Genomic DNA, 21036 nt, shown 5'->3' on the forward strand with positions numbered 1-21036 from the left:
GGTATTTTGTTGAAAAGATTCCTGTCTTATAAAGACTCTAAGTTAATATTTATTATGGTATAAATTAGTACGCCCATTTGATGTAAACAGCACCCCAGGTAAAACCTCCTCCAAAAGCAGCGAGAATAATATTATCGCCTTTTTTGAGTTTGCTTTCCCATTCCCATAAACAAAGCGGGATGGTGCCGTTAGTAGTATTGCCGTAACGTTCAATATTGATCATTACCTTTTCTGATCCCACGCCCATTCTTGCGGCAGTGGCATCAATAATTCTTTTATTTGCCTGATGAGGAACCAGGTAAGCAACATCGTCGGCGCTGAGCTCATTTCTTTCCATAATTTCAGCAGCAACATCAGCCATATTGGTCACAGCAAATTTAAATACTGTTTTACCTTCCTGGAATACGTAATGCTCCTTGTTATCTACTGATTCATGAGATGCCGGTTTCAGTGAGCCGCCGGCTTTCTGGTTCAGGTATTGTCTTCCGGATCCATCAGATTTCAGGATGGCATCCATGATCCCATTACCTTCTTCATTGGGTTCGAGCAGTACTGCGCCACAACCGTCACCAAAAATAATACAGGTAGTTCTGTCAGTATAATCGATAATAGAGGACATTTTATCTCCGCCTACAACCAGTACCTTTTTATGTTTGCCGGATTCGATGAATTGCGAAGCCGTAGTTAATCCGTAGATAAATCCTGAGCAGGCGGCCTGGAGATCGAACCCCCACGCGTTTTTAGCACCTATTTTATCGCCAAGGATATTGGCTGTTGCCGGGAATGGCATATCAGGGGTAGTAGTACAAAAAATGATGAGATCAATTTCTTCGGCACTGATACCGCGCTTTTTGAGCAGGCCATTTACGGCGTGTACGGCCATATCAGAGGTTCCGAGACCTTCACCTTTTAATATTCTTCGCTCTTTAATACCCGTTCGTGAGATGATCCATTCGTCTGTTGTATCTACAAGGGATTCTAATTCTTTGTTAGACAATACATAATCTGGAACATAACCTTGAACCGCAGTAATAGCAGCGTGAATTTTATTCATTTTTCTCGTATTTATTTAAAAGCAGCCTGTATTTTTTCTACCAGGCCTGTAGTTATCATTTCACGGGCCTGCAGAACCATATTCTGCACCGCTTTGGGTGTAGAGATTCCGTGACCGATAATGACAGGTGCATTAACACCAAGCACAGGACTTCCGCCATGATTTTCATAGTTGAACCTGTCAAAGAATTCATCTTTCAGTCCTTTTTTGATAGTCATCACATAAAAGGATTCTGCAAGTTTGAGCATAATGTTTCCGGTAAAACCATCGCATACAATGACATCGGCTTTTTCGTTGAACAGATCACGGCCTTCAATGTTACCAATGAAGTTGAACTGATTGCATTCTTTCATCAGCGGAAAGGTTGCGAGGCTGAGCATATTGCCTTTCTCGTCTTCTTCACCTATGTTGATGAGCCCGACTTTAGGATTGTTGATGTGCATTACATTTTCAGCATATAAACTGCCTACTATACCAAATTGAACCAAAACGTCTGGTTTGCAGTCTGCATTGGCGCCAACATCAAGCATGAGACCTGTTCCGCCGTTCAGTTTAGGAACGAGGGTACAAAGGCTTGGCCTAATTATGCCCGGTACAGTTTTTACGCTGAATACTGCACCAACCATCATGGCCCCGGAATTGCCGGCACCGATAAAGGCATCAATTTCTCCCTTTTTCAACATGGAGAAACCTACAGAAATACTGGAATTTGGTTTTTGGGCAATTGCTCTGGTAGGATGTTCGCCCATACCAATTACTTCTTCGGTATGGATATATTCGAAGTGATCGGCATTGAAGCCTTGTTCGGCAAGTATCGGCTTAATCTGCTGAGTATCGCCAATAAGCACCAAATGCTCGTTTGGCGATAAGAGTTCATGAGCTGCTATTGCTCCCAAAACGTTAGCTTTGGGAGCATAGTCTCCGCCCATTATATCGAGACCTATTTTCATAGTAAAAAATCAGTTTGTGAGTAAAGCGTTATTGCCTTTTTTTTCAAGCGCCTAAGTTAAACTTAAACGGGCTGAAAACACAAACAATTTCTCAGTAAAATTAACCTATTGAGGTATTTTCAATAACCAATTTACCGTTGTAGTATAAGTTACCGTCAACGTTGTATGCATGGTGAGGAACGTGGATTGCACCAGTAGTTTGACAAGTAGCGAAAGAAGGAGCTACCGCTTTATAGTGTGTTCTTCTTTTATCTCTTCTGCTTTTAGAGATCTTGCGTTTAGGATGTGCCATTGCTGATTTATTATTTTAAATTATTATTTTAATTTTCGTAGCGCTTCCCAGCGTGGGTCGTCACTTATTGTTTTTTCTTCTTCTTGCTGAGATGGTGTCGATAAACTTTCCAGTCTTTCAATCATCTCCTGATCGCACTTCTGGCCTTCCAAGCCATTCTGCTCACAGATCTTAATGTAAGGTACCGATACTGTAATCAATTCATAAAGAATCTCAGATATATCAATACTGCTTTCTTTTTTGTTCAGCATGATGATCTCCAGATCATCACTCTCCAAATCATCCTCAGCAAACTTAACGATCTGCCTTTCGGAAACATCCATCGGAGAATCAAATTCCGCTAAACATTTGTCGCAATCCAGTTTAATCGTTCCGGCAATGTGAATCATCAGAATCAGCATTGTCTCCTGTTTGTCCAGCTCTACATTTACTTTCAGTTCTCCTTCTTTTACCAAAGAGTACTCAAATGCGTCAAAAAAGCTGTTATCAATCTCAAAATCAAATTGATGCTTGCCAATTTTTAAGCCTGTAAACGGGATTGAAAATTGTTTTAAAGGTTTCAATTGTAACAAAATTTTAGCCCGCAAATGTATGCATTAATTTGGGATATCTAAAATGTTTTACAAATATTATTGAAGGTTAATTTGCATCGTCCTTTACATCCGCTGCAGTTTCAATGATTTTACCTCCGCTTCTTAACTGATTGCTTAACAGAGATTCCTGTTCCCGCCTGTGGTTTACGATATGTGTGGCGGCGAAAAGTGCTTCAATAAATGAAGAAGGGTCAGCCACGTTTTTTCCTGCGATGTCATATCCTGTACCATGATCGGGCGAGGTGCGCACGAATTTCATTCCGGCGGTATAATTTACCCCATTGCCGAAGGCGATTGTCTTAAAAGGAATCAGGCCCTGATCGTGGTACATCGCTAGAACAGCATCAAATTGTTTGTAGCTGCCTTTGCCGAAAAATCCGTCAGCCGGGTATGGGCCAAAGCAGATCACACCTTTGTCAAACGCTTCCTGTATCGCCGGCATAATGATGTCCTGCTCTTCTGTGCCCAGCAAACCATTGTCGCCAGCATGAGGGTTAAGCCCCAGGACAGCAATTTTCGGTTTTTCTATCCAAAAATCCTTTTTCAGGCTCTCATTGATCATCACCAGTTTTTTAACGATCTTTTCTTTGGTGATGCTCTGTGCAACTTCAGTGATCGGGATATGTCCGGTAACTACACCGACACGGATATCTTCACTCACCAGAAACATCAGTACGTCTGATGCGCCGCTGCGTTCCTGAAGATATTCTGTATGTCCGGGAAAATGAAAGGTATCAGATTGTATATTGTGTTTGTTGATAGGTGCCGTAACCAGTGCATCTATCCTGCCGTTAACCAGATCTTCTGTAGCTTTTTCAAGTGATAACAAGGCATACTTTCCACCGGTGGGAGTAGACAGGCCCAGTTCAATTTTCACATCTTCTTCCCAGCAGTTGATCATATTGGCTTTTTTAGGATTTGCATCCTCTGCCTGGTTAATCACGTTGAAACTAAAATCACCTAAACCAAGGGCTTTTCTATGATAGGATGCTACTTTGGTATGTCCATAAACGATAGGGGTACAATAGTCAAGGATGCTCTGGTTGGCCAGGGTTTTAAGAATAACTTCCAGACCGATGCCATTAACGTCACCTATACTGATACCTATTTTAATTTTACTGCTCATGCTCAAATAAAAATTTGAGCGCAAAATACAGAAAAATCATCAGGATATTGTTATTTCATGGGTCATATGTCCTGTGTTAAGCTATTAGTCGTAAAACTTTAGTTATTTTGCAGCAATAGTGACGGCGGTTGCTGTTTCATTACATAATAAGGATAAGATATGAGTTTGGTAAGGGCGAAAAAACATTTGGGACAACACTTTTTGACCGATAAGAAGATTGCGGAGAAAATAGTGAACGGCCTTATTCATACTGATCAGTACCGCCAGGTGCTGGAAGTAGGCCCGGGGATGGGTATCCTTTCTGATATTTTGCTGGAAAGGGAAAACCTGGAGACTTTTATGATAGATATTGATACTGAATCCTATCATTTCCTGAACGAAAAGTATCCGCAGATGGGGAGCCGCCTGATCAATGGTGACTTTCTGAAAATGGATCTTACAGCGGTATTTCCGGGTAAGTTTGCCATTATCGGCAATTTCCCTTACAATATATCTTCACAGATCTTATTTAAAGTTCTTGAACACCGCGCCAATGTGGTAGAAATGGTGGGTATGTTCCAGAAAGAGGTCGCAGAACGCTGCGCTTCGAAATCTGGCACCAAAGAATACGGTATCCTCAGTGTACTGATTCAGGCATATTATAATATTGAATACCTGTTTACAGTAAAACCGGGAACCTTCAATCCGCCGCCCAAAGTAAATTCCGGTGTGATCAGGCTGAGCAGGAATAAGGTTGAATCGCTGCCGTGTGACGAGAAACTATTCTGGACCGTGGTAAAGGCAGGATTTAATCAGCGGAGGAAAACATTACGCAACGCTTTATCGGGTGTACTGCCCAAAGGGAAAATGGACGACCATATATTTTTTGAAAAACGTGCCGAGCAACTGACTGTGGAGGATTTTATTACCCTGACACAGCATGTGGCTGAACGCGCTAAAATAATAATACAAACAGATGAAGGGTAAAATTTTAATTGTTGACGATCTGCATCCTGCATTTAAGAACAGAGCGGTGCAGCTGGGTTATGAAGTTGATGACCTTCCCAAAATTACAAGAGCCGAAACACTCGCGGCAATTGCCGGATACGATGGTATTGCAGTGCGGACAAAATTCAGAATTGATAAAGAGCTGATGGATGCTGCGCCAAACCTGAAATTTGTAGCAAGGGCAGGAGCAGGACTGGACAATATAGATGAAGCATATGCCAAAGAAAAAGGTATACAGCTGATTAATGCGCCTGAAGGGAACAGGGATGCTTTGGGTGAGCATGCGGTAGCACTGCTCCTGTCACTGGTCAATAACCTGCGTAAGGCTGATACAGAGATCAGGAACGGCATATGGGACCGTGAAGGTAACCGGGGTTGGGAACTGAAGGGCAAAACTGTAGGTATTATCGGTTATGGTTTCATGGGCAGCAGCTTTGCTGAGAAACTTTCAGGATTTGGTGTGAAGGTGATTGCTTATGATAAATATAAAACCGGTTTTTCTGATGCTTTTGCCCGTGAAAGCAGCATGGAGGAGATCGTAAAACATAGTGACGTCCTCAGTCTGCATATTCCGCTGACTTCAGAAACAAGGCAGATGGTGGATGAGGAATACCTGTATCATTTTAAAAAGGACATATTTTTTATCAATACCGCCAGGGGTGAAATTGTAAGCACAAAAGCAGTGCTTTCCGGTCTGGAGTCGGGCAGGATCTTAGGTGCAGGACTTGATGTGCTGGAAGCAGAGAGGTTTCCTAACCTGGGGGAGCAATCCTGGTACGCTGAACTTAAAGCCTCTCCAAAAGTTATCCTTACACCACACATCGGTGGCTGGACTTTTGATTCTTACCGCAAGATCTCCGAAGTGCTGGCAGAGAAACTGGAGCAGTTCAAATAAAACATTCAATTATTATAAAACAAAAGTCCGTCGCATATTCATGAGACGGACTTTTGTGTGAATTGGATGCTACTTTTTCCAGTCGTTATCCGCCGGAGTTGCATCCATGTAGATACCACCATCAATTACAATTGCAGTGACTGCTTTCTGTGCAGTAAACTGAACTGAAGTTGCTTTCTGGTTGGCTTTCCAAACTGCCGGAGTCTGGTGGATCAACTGTACAGTGCCGTCATCATAAGTTACCTTTACATCAAAAGGAATAGCAAAACCACCTGTGTTATTCAGTTCGACCACATAATCAGTACCTTTTATGGCTACCTTACCAATAGCAAGATCAATATAATTATTGCTGAAGAACCAGTTGTTCCAGTACCAGTTGAGGTTCTCGCCCGAAACATCATTGATCGTATTAAAGAAATCCCATGGAAGCGGGTGTTTCCCATTCCAGCGGTCCATATAGGCGCGCAGGTATTTTTTAAAGGCTTCATCACCAAACATATCCTTTAAGCCCAGATAGGCCAGGGAAGGTTTTACGTAGGCATTATTCCCGGTGGCAAGGGTGGTAGGGGTGATTACAGGAAGTTCCTGCTCGGTGCTTTTGTTGAAAATCCATGGTTTAACCCTGAATTGTTTGTAGTTCTCTGCTGCTTTTTCCTTTCCCAGCTGATCGGTCGCAATCAGGTATTCCAGGGTAGTGGCCCAACCTTCATCCATATAAGCATAACGCGTCTCGTTAATTCCCATGTAAAAAGGAAAATAGGTATGTGCAATTTCGTGATTCATCACAAACTGGCTGAACTCCATATCCGGTGTAGTGGAATCATTTACCATCATCGGATACTCCATATCAGCAAATCCCTGGACTACCGTCATCTTCGAAAAAGGGTAGGGTACGCCCGGCCAGTTTACAGAGAACCAGCTCAAAGCAAGTTTTGACCATTCCACACCATGGGTGAAGTCGGTAGCTTTTGCATCATAAGCGGATTGAACGCTTGATCTCCTTTTTGTCTTTGGATCTACGATCACACTGCCGGCATCCCAGATATAATGGTTGCTTAGTGCAAAAGTGATATCAGTAATATGATCAGCACTGAATTTCCAGGTATTCCATTCGTTCTGTTTAGTTACTTCGCCTTTGGCCATTTCACTCGCATTTGCCATAGAGATCACTTCGTCACTGGTATAGGATTTTTTCAGCTTTGCAGCAAATCTGGGCTGGAGCACTTCATCAGGGTTTTTTAAATCGCCCGTGGCCCACACTACATAGTTTTTTGGTGCGGTTACGCTAAACTGGTAGTCGTTGAAATCATTATAAAACTCTGCCCTGTCCGTGTGCGGAATCTGGTCCCAGCCATTATAGTCGTCATACACAGAAATCCTTGGAAAAGCATAGGCTACAAAAAAAGTAGTGCTGTCCAGCTGTCCTTCCCTTCCGCTTTCTTTGGAAAGGGGGTAACTCCAGCCAATCCTCAGTCTGGCGGTTTCGCCCGGCAGGATAGCCTTCTTTAATTTAACATTAGCAACCGTTCCCCAGTCTTTTGCACTGACAGCGTAAGAATCCGCACCGATCACGAAAGAACTGATGTTTAATCCTGTGGTCAGGAAATCCTGTCCGGCATAATTTGACCTTGGTGATTCTGGTTTATGGATATTGTTTACAAATCTGATGGCAATCTGGCGAAGAGTATCAGGGCTATTATTTGTATACTCTACAGTTTCAGTTCCTTTTACTACTTTGTCGCTGGGTGTAACGGTGAGTGACATATTGTATTTCCCTTTGTTTTGCCAGTAGTGTTTTCCTGGCTTTCCATCTGCCGAACGGGTACCTTTATCAAAGGCAGCTTTTATATTTCTCGGCATGTACAGTTGCTGTGCCTGAACAGTCATGGTACACAACATACCCATGACCGCCAGTCTGAAAATTTTGCGGTGCATAAAATTAATAAGTTAGTTGCACCAAAAGTAAAGGTTTTAAGTTCTTTCTAAACAATTCAAATCAAAAGATTTGCTTTTATAAGAATTGCCTGTTATCTTCGTTTTAATTGAAGCAAGACTATGTAGGCTTAAACTGCCGATGTAGTCTTGTTTGTATTTTAAAGGAAGTTATAAATAATACATTAAGCTATGACAGAGGTAACATACTACACTCAGGAAGGATTAGATAAGCTAAAGGAAGAAGTACATTACTTGACGACAACAGGGAGACAACTGATCTCCAAAGCTATAGCTGAAGCAAGAGATAAAGGTGATCTTTCAGAGAATGCAGAATACGATGCGGCCAAAGAAGCACAAGGGCTGCATGAGGCAAAAATATCCAAATTGAAGGCAACTTTAGCTTCAGCAAGGCTTATAGATGAATCAAAACTCGATACATCAAAGGTACTTGCCTTATCTATTGTTAAGATCAAAAACGTGAAAAACGGCGCTACCATGACCTATCAGCTTGTTGCAGAAACTGAAGCTGACATGAAAATTGGCAAGATCTCAGTAAAATCTCCGATTGCACAGGGGTTACTGGGTAAATCTGTAGGCGATAAAGCGGAGATTGAAGTTCCGGCGGGCAAGATAGAATTCGAAATTTTAGAAATCAGCAGATAAAACATAACCTATGCCAAGTATATTTTCAAAGATAATAGACGGGGAAATTCCCGCACATGTGGTTGCAGAAACAACAGAATTCCTGGCCTTCCTGGATATTAATCCGCTGACGATGGGCCATGTGCTGGTGATTCCAAAAAAAGAAGTTGACTATATATTTGACATGGATGATGAGAGTTACTTCGGGCTCACGCTGTTTGCCAAGATCGTGTCGGCAGGGATCAAGAAAGCATTTCCATGTATCAAAGTAGGAATGGCAGTGATCGGTCTTGAAGTGCCCCATGCACATATCCATTTGATTCCACTGAACACCATGGATGATATCAACTTTAGCCGTCCAAAGCTGCATCCTACAGATGAAGAGCTTGCAGAAGCTGCACTAAAAATCAAAGCACAGTTATAATTTAACTGTGCTACTTTAGCTTTTCATTATTCCTGTGCCTGTCGGCATCCCTGATACTTTTTTTCACCAGGTTTTTCTCTAATGCTTCTGTGAGGTTGATCCCTGTCTGATTGGCCAGGCAAATGAGCACGAACAAGACATCGGCCATCTCTCCGCCCAGATCTACTGCTTCATCGCTTTTTTTGAAGGATTGTTCTCCGTAGCGGCGCGACATGATGCGGGCTACCTCGCCAACTTCTTCCATTAAGATTGCAGTATTGGTCAGTTCATTAAAATAGCGGATACCCGTGGTGTTGATCCAGCGGTCTACCGTTTCCTGTGCTTCCTGTATGGTCATTGTTATTCTTTGTTTTTTGTATCTATAATTATGGTTACGGGGCCGTCATTCAGCAGGCTGATCTTCATGTCTGCTCCGAAGATGCCGGTTTGTACCGGTTTGCCAAGCAGCATATCCAGCTGACTGATCATGGATTCATATAAAGGAATAGCCTTTTCAGGTCTTGCCGCCCTGGTAAAACCTGGCCGGTTTCCCTTTTTGGTAGCCGCAAAGAGTGTGAACTGGCTAACCAATAAGATGTTTCCGCTGATGTCTGCCAGGGATTTGTTCATTAGCTCCTGCTCATCACCGAAGATCCTGAGGTTGACAATCTTGGCCGCCAGCCACTCTATATCTTCCTGCTGATCGTTGTCCTCAATTCCCAGCAGCACCATCAATCCCGCTGAAATCTCACCGGTGATCAGATTGTCTACCGTACAGCTTGCCTGGGTTACTCTCTGGATTACTGCTCTCATCAGGCCCTGGTTTCGTTGCCATTAAAGATACTCAGGTAACTTTCATAACGGCTGATTTCAATTTCGTCGTTTTCAACTGCTTTTAATACGGCACAGCCCGGCTCATTGATATGGCGGCAGTTGTGAAATTTACAGAGGTGCATCAGATCGCGCATTTCGCGGAAATAATGGCCCAGTTCTTCCGGTTTGATATCATAGATTCCCAGCTCACGGATACCCGGCGTGTCAATCAGGTACCCGCCAAAAGGCAGGGTATGCATCTCAGCGAAGGTAGTGGTATGTTGTCCTTTATCGCTGGATTCAGAAATTTCTCCCGTTTTAATGCTTCTGCCGGGCAAAAGTGCATTGATCAGACTGGATTTGCCTACTCCGGAATGGCCGGAGAATAAAGTTGTCTGATCTTTCAGCAGCCCTTCAATTACAGGTATATTAGTACCTTCCAATGCCGAAACAGTATAGCAGGGATAGTTCAACTTTTCATAGATGCTTTTGTAATCTGCCAGGACTTCAAGTCCTTCATCACTGAACAGATCGAGTTTGTTAAAAATCAGCGTAGCCGGAATGCGGTAAGCCTCGGCTGTTACCAGAAAACGGTCGATAAAGCCCAGCGATGTCCGGGGGGAAACCAGTGTCACCACCAAAAAGGCCTGATCCATATTCGCCGCAATGATCTGTGCCTGCTTGGACAGGTTAATTGATTTCCGGATGATATAGTTTTTGCGTTCATGGAGTTTATAAATCACCCCATTATCTGAATTGGGTTCCATTTCAAACTCTACCTGATCGCCCACGGCAATAGGGTTGGTGGTCTGGATGCCTTTGATCCGGAATTTACCTTTAATCCTGCAGTCGTACGCATTGCCATCCTCACCGTGGACCTGGTACCAGCTTCCTGTTGATTTTATTACTAATCCTTGCATATTTACAAGGGTAAAGGTAAATTTTTTTATGATTTCCTTGCTTATTCAAAAAATATAACTTTACTTTATGCCGTGCAACAACTAAATAGTTTTTGTGCACTGAATATGAAATCAAATATTACAATTACATCCATTATTATTACCACCACCGGCGCGCCCGGAGGCAGGTGAGCTAATGGTATAAAGAAAACATAAATAACCATAGAAAGCGCCTTCCTCTAACCGGAAGGCGCTTTTTTTTTAAATTTAAAATTATGAATATTCTAAAATTCGGAGGGACTTCAGTAGGTTCAGCAGAAGGCATCCGTACCCTGATCAGCATACTGAAGAAGGGAGATCAGGAAGATTATCCTGTAGTTGTACTCTCAGCAATGAGCGGCGTAACCAACCTGCTGCAGCTCATGGCAGAAAAAGCGCTTTTAGCAGAGGAATATACTACGGAATTAAAACAGATTGAGGAGAAGCATTTCCAGGTAGTGCGCGAACTGTTACCTGCTTCTGCTCAAAACCCCGTTTTTACCAGGTTAAAGATATACTTCAACGAGCTGGAAGACATCCTGCAGTCGGTATATACCCTGAAAGAACTGAGTGCACAAACAAGAGATTCAATTTTGAGTTTCGGTGAGCGCTGCTCAACATTTATGATCAGCCATATTGCAAAACAGGATTTTGCAGATGCCCTTGCTGTTGATGGTTCTGAACTTATAAAAACAGACAACAATTACGGACAGGCAAAAGTAAATACGCCATTGACAGAAATGCTGATCCAGGATTTCTATGCAGCTAACCCGGGCAAGTTATTTTTCGTAACCGGATACATTGCCAGCAATACCGAAGGCAGGATTACCACACTCGGACGCGGTGGCAGTGATTTTACCGCAGCTATTTGGGGATCGGCCTTAAATGTAAACCAGATTGAAATCTGGACTGACGTGGACGGGATGCTCACTGCTGATCCAAGGATCGTTGAAAAAGCATTCTCCCTTTCAGAACTTAGTTATACTGAAGCAATGGAGCTATCCTACTTTGGCGCCAAGGTGATCTATCCCCCAACAATGATCCCTGCCTTTCTAAAGAAAATCCCAATTGTCATCAAGAATACCTTCAATACAGACTTTGAAGGCACATATATCCGTCATGGCGCTGATTCTTCAGACCTGCCGATCAAAGGAATTTCTTCTATCGATGATATCAGTATCCTGAACCTTTCCGGCAGCGGAATGGTAGGAAAAGCTGGTTTCAGCGGCCGTTTGTTCTCACTGTTATCCAGGGAGCAGATCAATGTTGTACTGATTACCCAGTCTTCTTCAGAGCACAGTATCACTTTTGCAGTAAATCCGGCAGATGCCTTAAAAGCACTGGCGATCATCAGCAAGGAGTTTGAACTGGAGCTTCATGCCAAGAAACTGGAGTACCCACAGGTAGAGAACGGGCTATCCGTACTGGCAATCGTAGGGGAGAACATGAAACACACACCGGGTATGTCCGGTAAGTTATTTCATGCCCTGGGCAGAAACGGTGTAAACGTAAGAGCGATTGCACAGGGTTCTTCAGAGTATAATATTTCGGTGATCCTTTCCAAAACCGACTTGTCTAAAGCGGTGAATGCAGTACATGATGCTTTCTTTGCCGATCTGAAGAAAACCCTTCACATATTCTGCCTGGGAACAGGAAATATCGGTAAAACATTATTCCGTCAGCTGCTCAATCAGAGTCCTCTTTTAGCTAAAAATAATGATCTGGAAGTAAAAGTAATGGGAATAAGCAATTCCCGCCAGATGAGTATGAGCCCGGTGGGTTTCGACCTGTCCAACTGGGAGGAGGAAATGCTGGTCAATGCAGAACCAGCAGACCTGAAGGAATTTGTAAAGCAGATGAAAGCAATGAACCTGCCGAACTGCGTATTTGTTGACAATACCGCGAGCCCAAATCCTGTAGATCACTATCAGAATATCCTGGAGTCAAGCATTTCTGTAGTGACCTGTAATAAAATAGGTAATTCAGGAGAATATAGCCAATACAGTGCTTTCAAAGCGGCGGCGCGTACCTACGGTGTCGATTTTCATTATGAAACCAATGTAGGAGCAGGTCTGCCGATTATCCGTACGCTGAAAGACCTGATGATGAGCGGTGATAACATTGCGAGTATCGAAGCAATTCTTTCCGGTACAATCTCTTATATCTTTAATAACTTTAAAGATGACCTGAAGTTTCATGAGATCGTGAAGTCGGCCCAGGATATGGGGTATACCGAACCTGATCCGCGTGACGACCTGAACGGAAAGGACTTTATGCGCAAAATGCTGATTCTGGCCCGGGATGCGGGTTACCCTTTGGAGGAGTCTGACATACAGATAGAAAGTATGCTGCCACCAGCATGTATGTCTGCAGCAACTGTAGCAGATTTTTACCAGGAGCTGGAAAACAACACTGCATATTTTGAAAATTTAAAGACAACGGCGGCTGCCAGTGGTAAAGTGCTGAGATATATCGGCAAACTGGAAGCCGGAAAAGTAGCAATCACGCTGCAGATGGTAGATGATTCACATCCTTTTTATATGTTATCTGGTAGTGACAACATTATTTCCTTCATCACGGACCGTTATAAAGAACGTCCATTAGTAGTTAAAGGGCCGGGTGCCGGCGCAGAAGTAACTGCAGCAGGCGTATTCGCAGATATTATAAATGTAGGTAAAAGATGAAATCGTCAGTAAAAGTTTTTGCGCCAGCTACTGTTGCCAACGTAGTTTGCGGGTTTGATGTGTTAGGTTTTGCGGTGAATGAGCCGGGTGATGAAGTGATTATGCGCGTAACCGATACACCTGGTGTGCTAATATCCAAAATCACAGGTGATGAAGGGCGCCTGCCGCTAAACCCGGCAAAAAATACAGTAAGTGCAAGTGTGCAGGATTACCTGAAACACATTGGACGTACGGATATAGGAATAGATATAGAACTGCATAAAAAGATGCCTATTGGCAGCGGACTGGGCTCCAGCTCGGCAAGTACGGTAGCAGGTCTTTTTGCAATCAATACTTTGTTTGACAACCAGCTGACCGCGAAGGAGCTTGTTCCTTTTGCGATGAAAGGCGAGGAACTGGCCTGCGGTTATGGCCATGCAGACAATGTTGCGCCGGCTTTACTGGGTGGTTTTGTCCTGATCAGAAGTTATGAGCCGCTGGATGTGATCAGCCTGCCTTTCCCTGAGGAAATGTATGCAGCGATTGTATATCCTGAAGTAGATGTACCTACAAAAGATGCAAGGCAAATGATCCGTTCCAAGGTCTTACTGAAAGATGCAGTGAAACAATGGGGAAACGTAGCAGGACTTGTAACAGGCCTGTTCACCAAAGATTACGACCTCATCGGCCGTAGCATGGTTGACGGACTGGTAGAGCCTACACGTTCTATCCTGATCCCTGATTTTTATAAAATGAGAAGCATCGCCTTGGAAATGGGTGCCATCAGCTTTGGAATATCGGGTTCTGGCCCATCAGTTTTTGCACTTACCAAGGATGAGGCTACCGGACATGCGATCACCCAGGCATTACAGCAACAATTGAAATCCATTCAGATCAACAGTCTGTCTTTTGTATCATCAGTCAACAAAAAAGGTCCGGTTATACTGGATTAAACAACATACCCAATGAAACTATACAGTACCAACAACCACGACCTAAAAGTAGATTTTCAATCCGCGGTGTTTAACAGTATGCCGCAGGACAAAGGATTATACATGCCAACAGAAATTCCTGTCCTCGAGGCTGATTTTCTCGAAAACCTGGATAAATATACCCTCCCGGAAATTGCTTATAAAGTAGCATCAGCATTGCTGCATGAAGATATTCCGGCAGAGGACCTGAAAGCCCTGATCGATGATGCTATCAATTTTCCTGCTCCGGCAAAGAGGTTAAATGAAGAGACCTATGTACTGGAACTTTTCCATGGTCCTTCACTGGCTTTCAAAGATTTCGGTGCCAGGTTCATGAGCAGGGTCATGGCGTATTTTCTGAAAGACGGAGAGCAGATGCTGGATGTGCTGGTGGCTACTTCAGGCGATACCGGTGGTGCAGTAGCTTTAGGCTTTCTGGGCGTGCCGAATACCCGCGTGACCATCTTATACCCTAAAGGGAAAGTGAGTGAAATCCAGGAGCTGCAGCTGTGCAGCAATGGACAGAATATTCGCGCAATTGAAATCGACGGAACATTTGACGACTGCCAGGCCTTGGTAAAACAGGCGTTTGCTGATGATGAGCTCAATGCTGAAATGAGGCTGACCTCAGCAAATTCGATCAACATCTCCAGACTGATCCCTCAGACTTTCTATTATTTTAATGCGGTAGCACAACTTTACAGGGAAGGTAAAAGAGATGTTGTATTCTCTGTGCCAAGCGGTAATTTTGGTAATATCGCTGCGGGACTGCTGGCCTGGAAAATGGGCTTGCCGGTAAAACAATTTATTGCGGCCACCAATGCCAACGATACGGTACCGCGTTTCCTTGAAACCGGTGTATATGAAACCAGGCCATCAGTACAGACCTACGCAAACGCAATGGATGTTGGTGCACCAAGTAACTGGGTAAGGATCATGGAACTGTTTAAACAGGATACTGTGAAACTGAAAGAACTGGTAAAAAGCTACCGTTATACTGATGACGATACAGTGAAAGCCATCAATGATATTTACGCGCAGTTTCATTATGTTGCCTGCCCGCATACAGCTATTGCCTGGTTAGCAGTTCAGGCCTTTAAAGCTGATCACCCATCTGCTGAAGATACATTTGTATTTTTATCAACGGCACATGCCTGTAAGTTCCCGGATATATTCTCTGAAGAGATGGCAGCGCAGATTGATGCTCCCAGACAGTTGGAGGAACTGAAAAAGAAGGCAAAATCAGCCACACATATGGATGTGGATTTTGAGGCTTTCAAAGCGTTTTTACTTCAGGAAGCTTAGGTGTTTACTCAATCTTTCTAAAACGCATAATAGCGATATCGCCCATCATAAAATTGAGGGTGGTATCGCCGCTAATGGCATATTTGTTTACCTTTTTCAGCATTTCAAAAAACACGGCCTCTCCCTCACCGGGACAGGCCATTTTTGTAGCCGCTAGAGGCTCGTTAAAATTGATGGAAGTATCATCCGCCAGGAGTTTTCCGGAGAAGGAATTACAGCTACTGTTTCCGCTCACCCTTTTTTCTGAAAGATTGAAAAGCAGCTTTGGTTTCTGACCAGGATAAAGTCCGTTAAAAGCAATTCTTGGGCCTGAGATATAGTTTAACTCCCAGGTTCCCCCTAATTTAGACAGATCAGAGCTTGCCTCTACTGTATTCTTCAGTGCATTACACGATGATAGTGTAACTATAGCAAACATAATCAATGTCGTCCTTCTCATAACGTTCCGGTTTGTAGGATTGAAATGTACAAAGAATCTGCCAATTTTAGCTCAGGAAAAGAATAAGACCTCCAGATTAGAATATTTCCTTAGCAATTCTTTTGGTTGGTTCCGGGTTACTCATAGTGTAAAAGTGCAGAACTGGGGCGCCAAGTTGTACTAACTCTTTGCACTGCTGTATCATCCATTCGATCCCTACTTCTTTCACGTCCTTTTCGTTCTTGCAGGCCTGTACGGCTTCTGTAAGATTTTCGGGAAGGTCCAGGTGGAAAATCTTTGGCAGGCTGATCAGCTGTTTGGAAGAAGTGATCGGCTTAAGTCCGGGAATAATGGGTACATTAATCCCATTTGCCCTGCACTGCTCAACGAATTCTGAATATCTGGAATTGTCGAAGAACATTTGCGTAACGATGAATTCAGCACCCATATCAACCTTCTGCTTTAAATATTTAAAGTCAGTTTTCAAGTTAGGGGCTTCGAAATGTTTTTCCGGATAGCCCGCCACACCAATACAAAAATCGGTCTGGAAAGCATGATGATCTTCAAACAGATATTTTCCCTTGTTCATATTAGCTACCTGCTCCAGCAGGTCTGTTGCGTAGGCATGACCACCGGGGGTAGGTATAAATCCTGAATCTGCATGTCTTGCATCACCGCGTAATACCAGTACATTATCGATACCCAAAAACTGAAGGTCTATCAGTGCATTTTCTGTTTCCTCTTTGGTGAATCCTCCGCAGATCAGATGCGGAACAGCATCTACCTTATACCTGTTCATGATGGCTGCGCAGATGGCTACTGTTCCCGGACGTTTACGGTAAGACACTTTTTCCAGCAGGCCATTATCATGCTGTTTATAGATATAGTCTTCCCTGTGATAGGTAACATCAATAAAGGGGGGATTGAATTCCATTAAAGGGTCAATCGCATCATAAATATCAGTGATGCTTTTTCCTTTAACAGGTGGCAGCAATTCAAACGAAAACAGGGTTTTGCCCCCGGCATTGTTAATGTGTTCGGTGATCTTCATTCTTAGGTTTAATAAGCTAAATTAGGGCTAAGCCATCTTTCTGTATCGTCAAGGGACATGTTCTTTCTCTGTGCATATTCTTCCACCTGATCTTTGGTGATTTTGCCCAAACCAAAGTATTTCGATTGCGGGTGGGCAAAATAGAATCCGCTTACGGCAGCAGTCGGGTACATTGCAAAACTCTCAGTAAGGCGCAGGCCGGTCTGGTTTTCTGCATCCAGGATAGTGAACAATGTTTCCTTTTCTGTGTGATCAGGGCAGGCGGGATATCCCGGAGCAGGACGTATCCCTGCGTACTCTTCCTTGATCAGTTCATCAGCGGAAAGCTTCTCATCTTTTGCATAACCCCAGTATTCTGTACGCACAAGCTCATGCATCCGTTCTGCAAAGGCTTCGGCCAGACGATCTGCCAGGGCTTTTGCCATGATGCTGTTATAGTCATCGTAACTGGCTTCAAATTCTGCCACAAGTTCATCACAACCTATACCGGTAGTTACTGCAAAGCCGCCAAAGTAATCCTGCAGGCCACTCTCTTTGGGCGCAACGAAATCAGACAGGGCATAATAAGGTTGTCCTGCCACTTTTTCTGCCTGCTGGCGCAGGGTATGGATCGTTACGGGTTTACCTTCTACTTCCAAAAGAATATCATCCCCGACAGCATTTGCCGGCCAGAACCCGATTACCCCATTTGCAGAAAGCAGTTTTTCGTCCACTATCCTTTTTAGCAATACCTGGGCATCATCATATAGTTTTTTCGCTTCATCACCGATTTTTTTATCAGTAAAGATTTTTGGATAACTGCCGCCCATCTCCCAGGTATGGAAAAACGGCGTCCAGTCGATATAAGGTACCAGTTCCTCAAGAGGATAGTTGGTAAAAGTTTTTGTCCCTAAAAAGGCTGGTGCCGGAGCTACCTGCGCAGGATCGATCTGGAACCTGTCAGTTCTTGCTTCCTCAATGGTTTTAAAGCGTTTGTCTGAGCGTTTATTTAGATGCGATTCTCTTGCTTTATCGTATTCCTGTCTGATATTGTCGATATAGGCATCGCGAGTTTCAGGGTTCATCAGTGTGCTGCAAACAGATACACTTCTCGAAGCATCCAGCACATGAATGGCAGGACCCGAGTAGTTCGGAGCAATCTTCACTGCAGCATGTATCCTGGAAGTTGTAGCTCCACCAATCAGCAGGGGAATGGTAAAACCTTCGCGTTCCATTTCCTTTGCAAAGTGTACCATCTCATCCAGAGAAGGGGTAATTAAACCACTTAAACCGATGATATCTGCATTGATTTCTTTTGCTTTTTTGATGATCTCCTGGGCAGGTACCATTACTCCCATATCTATGATCTCAAAGTTATTACAGGCTAAAACTACGCCTACAATGTTTTTGCCGATATCATGTACGTCACCTTTTACAGTGGCCATTAACACCCTGCCGGCAGAGGAGCTCTGGTCACCGTCCGGATTGTCCAGTTTTTCCTGTTCGATGAACGGAAGCAGATAGGCAACGGCTTTTTTCATCACCCTTGCTGATTTTACTACCTGAGGAAGAAACATCTTTCCGGCACCAAAAAGATCACCTACGATATTCATTCCATCCATCAGCGGTCCTTCAATCACATGGATCGGGCGGTCGTACTGTTGTCTTGCTTCCTCAACATCGTCATCGAGGTATTCAATGATTCCTTTTACAAGAGAGTGGGAGAGACGGGATTCCACTGATTCTTTTCTCCATTCCTCGTCTTTTACGAATTCTTTCCCTTTTGATTTTACGGTTTCAGCAAAATCTACGAGGCGTTCTGTGGCATCATCCCTTCGGTTGAGCAGCACATCTTCTACTCTTTCCAGCAGTTCTGCCGGGATTGCTTCATATACTTCGAGCATCCCTGCGTTTACGATACCCATATCCAGACCAGCTTTAATGGCATGGTATAAGAATGCAGAGTGCATTGCTTCACGTACTGTATTGTTTCCTCTGAAAGAGAATGAAATATTGGAAACACCGCCGCTTACCTTGGCATGAGGCAGATTTTCTTTGATCCATCTTGCTGCGTTGATAAAGTCGACCGCATAATTGTTGTGTTCTTCTAAGCCTGTGGCAACCGTTAATATATTAGGGTCGAATATAATATCCTCAGCAGGAAATCCGATTTCATCTACCAGGATATCATATGAGCGTTTACAGATTTCTTTTCTGCGTTCAAAATTATCTGCCTGTCCCTGTTCGTCGAAGGCCATCACCACAATAGCGGCACCAAAATTCATGATCTTGCGTGCGCTTTCCCGGAATTTGTCTTCACCTTCTTTCAGTGAAATAGAGTTAACGATACCTTTTCCCTGTAAACATTTCAGCCCGTTCTCAATTACACTCCATTTAGAGGAGTCCACCATGATTGGCAGTTTAGAGATATCAGGTTCTGAAGCAATCAGGTTGAGGAATTTCGTCATTGCAGCCTCAGAATCAAGCATACCCTCATCCATGTTTACGTCGATCACCTGTGCACCGCCTTCTACCTGCTGACGTGCAACAGTAAGTGCGGCTTCATAATCGCCGCTCAGGATCAATTTCGAGAATTTTGGAGATCCGGTAATATTGGTTCTTTCGCCAATGTTGACGAACATGCTTTCGGGGGTAATAGTTATGGGCTCCAGGCCGCTCAGGCGCATGTAACGTGGAAGTTCAGGTATTTTTCTTGGGCTGATATTTTTTGCTTTGGCAGCGATGGCAGCAATGTGCTCTGGCGTAGTGCCGCAACAACCACCCACGATATTTACGAATCCATGCTCAATAAAATCTTCAACAAGCGTTGCAGTTTCATCAGGCATTTCATCATATGCACCAAATTCATTTGGCAGCCCGGCATTTGGATAGGCAGAAACATAACAGCCCGCTTTTGCAGAAAGTTCTTCTATATGGGGCCTCATATCTTTGGCACCCAGTGCACAGTTAAATCCTATGCTCAGCGGTTTGGCATGAATAACAGAGTTTAAAAAGGCTTCTGCAGTTTGTCCGGATAAAGTTCTTCCCGAGGCATCTGTAATCGTACCGGAGATCATGATCTCAATTTTACGGCCAATTACCTCTTCATATTGTTTGATTGCAAAAATGGCGGCCTTTGCGTTGAGTGTATCAAATATAGTTTCGATCATGAGCAGATCGGCTCCGCCATCAATTAGTCCCCTGATTTGCTGATAATAGGCCTCAGCAAGTTCATCAAACGTTAAAGCCCTGAAACCCGGGTCATTTACGTCGGGAGAAATAGAAAGCGTACGGTTTGTCGGGCCAATTGCTCCGGCAACAAAACACACGCGGCCGGGATGGGCAGCCATGAACTCATTGATGGCCTCTTTGGCGATTTTAGCACCTTCAAAACTCATCTCGTAGTCCAGCTCTTCCATCTGGTAATCTGCCAGGGAAATGCGCTGTGTACTAAAAGTATTGGTTTCTATAATATCAGTTCCTGCGTTCAGGTATTCTGTATGTATGGCTTTGATGATATCAGGGCGGGTAATGTTGAGCAGGTCGTTATTTCCTTTTACATCACATGGGTGATCCTTAAAGCGTTCGCCCCTGAAGTCTTCCTCAGTAAGGACATAGCGCTGGATCATTGTGCCCATTGCACCGTCAATAATTAAAATTCGTTTTTCGAGCTCTTCTCTAATGTTCATTATGAGGGATAATCATTGCCATTTGCTGTATGCCGGTTATTCTATCTGAACAACAGCATGCAGGAAATTAATTAAACAGGCTTAATCAGAATTCCGGCAGCGGATCGAATTACTTATCTTTCAGGAGCAGGCTTAACTGCTCGAGTAGAATGTAGCACCTTGTAAGCACAGGTTGCTAAGACTTCGCAGGGTCTAATCCCTCCGTCTTTCTTTATAAGCGTGTGCAAAAATGCAACAAAGAAAAATCAATTCCAAAAAATGCCCGGCTAAACACAATAAAATTGCAATTATAAGAAGAGGGCTGACGATAATCGCCAGCCCTCTTCACATTC

19 protein-coding genes and 1 riboswitch are annotated in these 21036 nt (G+C 43.7%); of the genes, 7 read left to right on the plus strand and 12 right to left on the minus strand.

The features are described from left to right. Window positions 1–64: 64 nt before the first annotated feature. From ABWY16_RS01035 to pdxA, 5 genes are all read right to left on the minus strand, one after another. Complete coding sequence (locus ABWY16_RS01035) at window positions 65–1054, minus strand: beta-ketoacyl-ACP synthase III (protein WP_353902795.1); 990 nt, start codon at window positions 1052–1054, stop codon at window positions 65–67. A gap of 11 nt (window positions 1055–1065) precedes the next feature. Continuing rightward, complete coding sequence (gene plsX / locus ABWY16_RS01040) at window positions 1066–2004, minus strand: phosphate acyltransferase PlsX (RefSeq protein ID WP_353902796.1); 939 nt, start codon at window positions 2002–2004, stop codon at window positions 1066–1068. Between the two features lie 100 nt (window positions 2005–2104). Next, window positions 2105–2296, minus strand: coding sequence for a 50S ribosomal protein L32 (rpmF, locus tag ABWY16_RS01045; protein WP_142527375.1), 192 nt, complete (start codon window positions 2294–2296; stop codon window positions 2105–2107). Between the two features lie 23 nt (window positions 2297–2319). Continuing rightward, the gene (locus tag ABWY16_RS01050) at window positions 2320–2859 is read right to left on the minus strand and encodes a YceD family protein (protein WP_353902797.1); all 540 of its coding nucleotides are present in this window, start codon (window positions 2857–2859) and stop codon (window positions 2320–2322) included. Window positions 2860–2935: 76 nt separating this feature from the next. Further along, window positions 2936–4015, minus strand: a complete 1080-nt coding sequence (gene pdxA / locus ABWY16_RS01055; RefSeq protein ID WP_353902798.1) for a 4-hydroxythreonine-4-phosphate dehydrogenase PdxA — start codon at window positions 4013–4015, stop codon at window positions 2936–2938. Window positions 4016–4174: 159 nt separating this feature from the next. On the opposite strand from pdxA, the gene rsmA reads away from it, so the two are divergent. Together rsmA and ABWY16_RS01065 are read left to right on the plus strand one after the other, a co-directional pair. Then, window positions 4175–4981 (plus strand): 16S rRNA (adenine(1518)-N(6)/adenine(1519)-N(6))-dimethyltransferase RsmA, encoded by an 807-nt coding sequence (gene rsmA, locus ABWY16_RS01060; RefSeq protein ID WP_353902799.1) that lies wholly within the window; start codon window positions 4175–4177, stop codon window positions 4979–4981. After that, window positions 4971–5897, plus strand: coding sequence for a 2-hydroxyacid dehydrogenase (locus ABWY16_RS01065; RefSeq protein WP_353902800.1), 927 nt, complete (start codon window positions 4971–4973; stop codon window positions 5895–5897). The genes rsmA and ABWY16_RS01065 overlap by 11 nt, the downstream gene beginning before the upstream one ends. A 69-nt stretch (window positions 5898–5966) precedes the next feature. On the opposite strand, the gene ABWY16_RS01070 is transcribed toward ABWY16_RS01065, so the two are convergent. Then, on the minus strand, window positions 5967–7832 hold the full coding sequence (locus tag ABWY16_RS01070; protein ID WP_353902801.1) for a M1 family metallopeptidase: 1866 nt from the start codon (window positions 7830–7832) through the stop codon (window positions 5967–5969). Window positions 7833–8021: 189 nt separating this feature from the next. Between ABWY16_RS01070 and greA the strand changes: the two genes are divergently transcribed. Next, window positions 8022–8495 carry a transcription elongation factor GreA gene (gene greA, locus ABWY16_RS01075; protein ID WP_142527367.1) on the plus strand — a complete coding sequence of 158 codons (474 nt, stop codon included), beginning with the start codon at window positions 8022–8024 and terminating at the stop codon, window positions 8493–8495. A 10-nt stretch (window positions 8496–8505) separates the two neighbouring features. Next, window positions 8506–8898 (plus strand): HIT family protein, encoded by a 393-nt coding sequence (locus ABWY16_RS01080; RefSeq protein WP_353902802.1) that lies wholly within the window; start codon window positions 8506–8508, stop codon window positions 8896–8898. A gap of 10 nt (window positions 8899–8908) precedes the next feature. On the opposite strand, the gene ABWY16_RS01085 is transcribed toward ABWY16_RS01080, so the two are convergent. Genes ABWY16_RS01085 through rsgA form a run of 3 tightly spaced genes read right to left on the minus strand, consistent with a single transcriptional unit; the run spans window position 8909 to window position 10610 of the window. Next, on the minus strand, window positions 8909–9235 hold the full coding sequence (locus ABWY16_RS01085) for a nucleotide pyrophosphohydrolase (RefSeq protein ID WP_353902803.1): 327 nt from the start codon (window positions 9233–9235) through the stop codon (window positions 8909–8911). Window positions 9236–9237: 2 nt separating this feature from the next. Beyond that, the gene (gene dtd / locus ABWY16_RS01090; protein WP_353902804.1) at window positions 9238–9690 is read right to left on the minus strand and encodes a D-aminoacyl-tRNA deacylase; all 453 of its coding nucleotides are present in this window, start codon (window positions 9688–9690) and stop codon (window positions 9238–9240) included. Further along, window positions 9690–10610 (minus strand): ribosome small subunit-dependent GTPase A, encoded by a 921-nt coding sequence (rsgA, locus tag ABWY16_RS01095; RefSeq protein WP_353902805.1) that lies wholly within the window; start codon window positions 10608–10610, stop codon window positions 9690–9692. The genes dtd and rsgA overlap by 1 nt, the downstream gene beginning before the upstream one ends. Window positions 10611–10864: 254 nt before the next feature. On the opposite strand from rsgA, the gene thrA reads away from it, so the two are divergent. The 3 genes from thrA to thrC are packed head-to-tail and all read left to right on the plus strand — an operon-like array spanning window position 10865 to window position 15567. Then, window positions 10865–13312, plus strand: a complete 2448-nt coding sequence (gene thrA / locus ABWY16_RS01100; protein WP_353902806.1) for a bifunctional aspartate kinase/homoserine dehydrogenase I — start codon at window positions 10865–10867, stop codon at window positions 13310–13312. Next, the gene (locus ABWY16_RS01105) at window positions 13309–14244 is read left to right on the plus strand and encodes a homoserine kinase (RefSeq protein WP_353902807.1); all 936 of its coding nucleotides are present in this window, start codon (window positions 13309–13311) and stop codon (window positions 14242–14244) included. Before thrA ends, ABWY16_RS01105 begins: the two co-directional genes overlap by 4 nt. 12 nt (window positions 14245–14256) lie before the next feature. Beyond that, on the plus strand, window positions 14257–15567 hold the full coding sequence (gene thrC, locus ABWY16_RS01110; RefSeq protein ID WP_353902808.1) for a threonine synthase: 1311 nt from the start codon (window positions 14257–14259) through the stop codon (window positions 15565–15567). Between the two features lie 4 nt (window positions 15568–15571). On the opposite strand, the gene ABWY16_RS01115 is transcribed toward thrC, so the two are convergent. From ABWY16_RS01115 to metH, 3 genes are all read right to left on the minus strand, one after another. Next, window positions 15572–16006 (minus strand): META domain-containing protein, encoded by a 435-nt coding sequence (locus ABWY16_RS01115; RefSeq protein ID WP_353902809.1) that lies wholly within the window; start codon window positions 16004–16006, stop codon window positions 15572–15574. Between the two features lie 76 nt (window positions 16007–16082). Then, a complete protein-coding gene (metF, locus tag ABWY16_RS01120; protein ID WP_353902810.1) occupies window positions 16083–17036 on the minus strand; it encodes a methylenetetrahydrofolate reductase [NAD(P)H] in 954 nt (317 codons plus the stop codon). A gap of 8 nt (window positions 17037–17044) precedes the next feature. Then, window positions 17045–20704, minus strand: coding sequence for a methionine synthase (gene metH / locus ABWY16_RS01125; protein ID WP_353902811.1), 3660 nt, complete (start codon window positions 20702–20704; stop codon window positions 17045–17047). A gap of 110 nt (window positions 20705–20814) precedes the next feature. Next, window positions 20815–20924, minus strand: a riboswitch (SAM riboswitch). Window positions 20925–21036: the final 112 nt, after the last annotated feature.

This window comes from Pedobacter sp. (assembly GCF_040513095.1).
Taxonomy (GTDB): domain Bacteria; phylum Bacteroidota; class Bacteroidia; order Sphingobacteriales; family Sphingobacteriaceae; genus Pedobacter.

Bases quoted from the DNA above. Each gene is read 5' to 3' on its own strand.
- metF (WP_353902810.1), bottom strand. From the start codon at position 17,036: ATGAAGATCACCGAACACATTAACAATGCCGGGGGCAAAACCCTGTTT.
- greA (WP_142527367.1), top strand. From the start codon at position 8,022: ATGACAGAGGTAACATACTACACTCAGGAAGGATTAGATAAGCTAAAG.
- dtd (WP_353902804.1), bottom strand. From the start codon at position 9,690: ATGAGAGCAGTAATCCAGAGAGTAACCCAGGCAAGCTGTACGGTAGAC.
- ABWY16_RS01065 (WP_353902800.1), top strand. From the start codon at position 4,971: ATGAAGGGTAAAATTTTAATTGTTGACGATCTGCATCCTGCATTTAAG.
- thrA (WP_353902806.1), top strand. From the start codon at position 10,865: ATGAATATTCTAAAATTCGGAGGGACTTCAGTAGGTTCAGCAGAAGGC.
- rsmA (WP_353902799.1), top strand. From the start codon at position 4,175: ATGAGTTTGGTAAGGGCGAAAAAACATTTGGGACAACACTTTTTGACC.
- rpmF (WP_142527375.1), bottom strand. From the start codon at position 2,296: ATGGCACATCCTAAACGCAAGATCTCTAAAAGCAGAAGAGATAAAAGA.
- thrC (WP_353902808.1), top strand. From the start codon at position 14,257: ATGAAACTATACAGTACCAACAACCACGACCTAAAAGTAGATTTTCAA.
- ABWY16_RS01115 (WP_353902809.1), bottom strand. From the start codon at position 16,006: ATGAGAAGGACGACATTGATTATGTTTGCTATAGTTACACTATCATCG.
- ABWY16_RS01105 (WP_353902807.1), top strand. From the start codon at position 13,309: ATGAAATCGTCAGTAAAAGTTTTTGCGCCAGCTACTGTTGCCAACGTA.
- pdxA (WP_353902798.1), bottom strand. From the start codon at position 4,015: ATGAGCAGTAAAATTAAAATAGGTATCAGTATAGGTGACGTTAATGGC.
- metH (WP_353902811.1), bottom strand. From the start codon at position 20,704: ATGAACATTAGAGAAGAGCTCGAAAAACGAATTTTAATTATTGACGGT.
- ABWY16_RS01035 (WP_353902795.1), bottom strand. From the start codon at position 1,054: ATGAATAAAATTCACGCTGCTATTACTGCGGTTCAAGGTTATGTTCCA.
- ABWY16_RS01080 (WP_353902802.1), top strand. From the start codon at position 8,506: ATGCCAAGTATATTTTCAAAGATAATAGACGGGGAAATTCCCGCACAT.
- rsgA (WP_353902805.1), bottom strand. From the start codon at position 10,610: ATGCAAGGATTAGTAATAAAATCAACAGGAAGCTGGTACCAGGTCCAC.
- ABWY16_RS01085 (WP_353902803.1), bottom strand. From the start codon at position 9,235: ATGACCATACAGGAAGCACAGGAAACGGTAGACCGCTGGATCAACACC.
- ABWY16_RS01070 (WP_353902801.1), bottom strand. From the start codon at position 7,832: ATGCACCGCAAAATTTTCAGACTGGCGGTCATGGGTATGTTGTGTACC.
- plsX (WP_353902796.1), bottom strand. From the start codon at position 2,004: ATGAAAATAGGTCTCGATATAATGGGCGGAGACTATGCTCCCAAAGCT.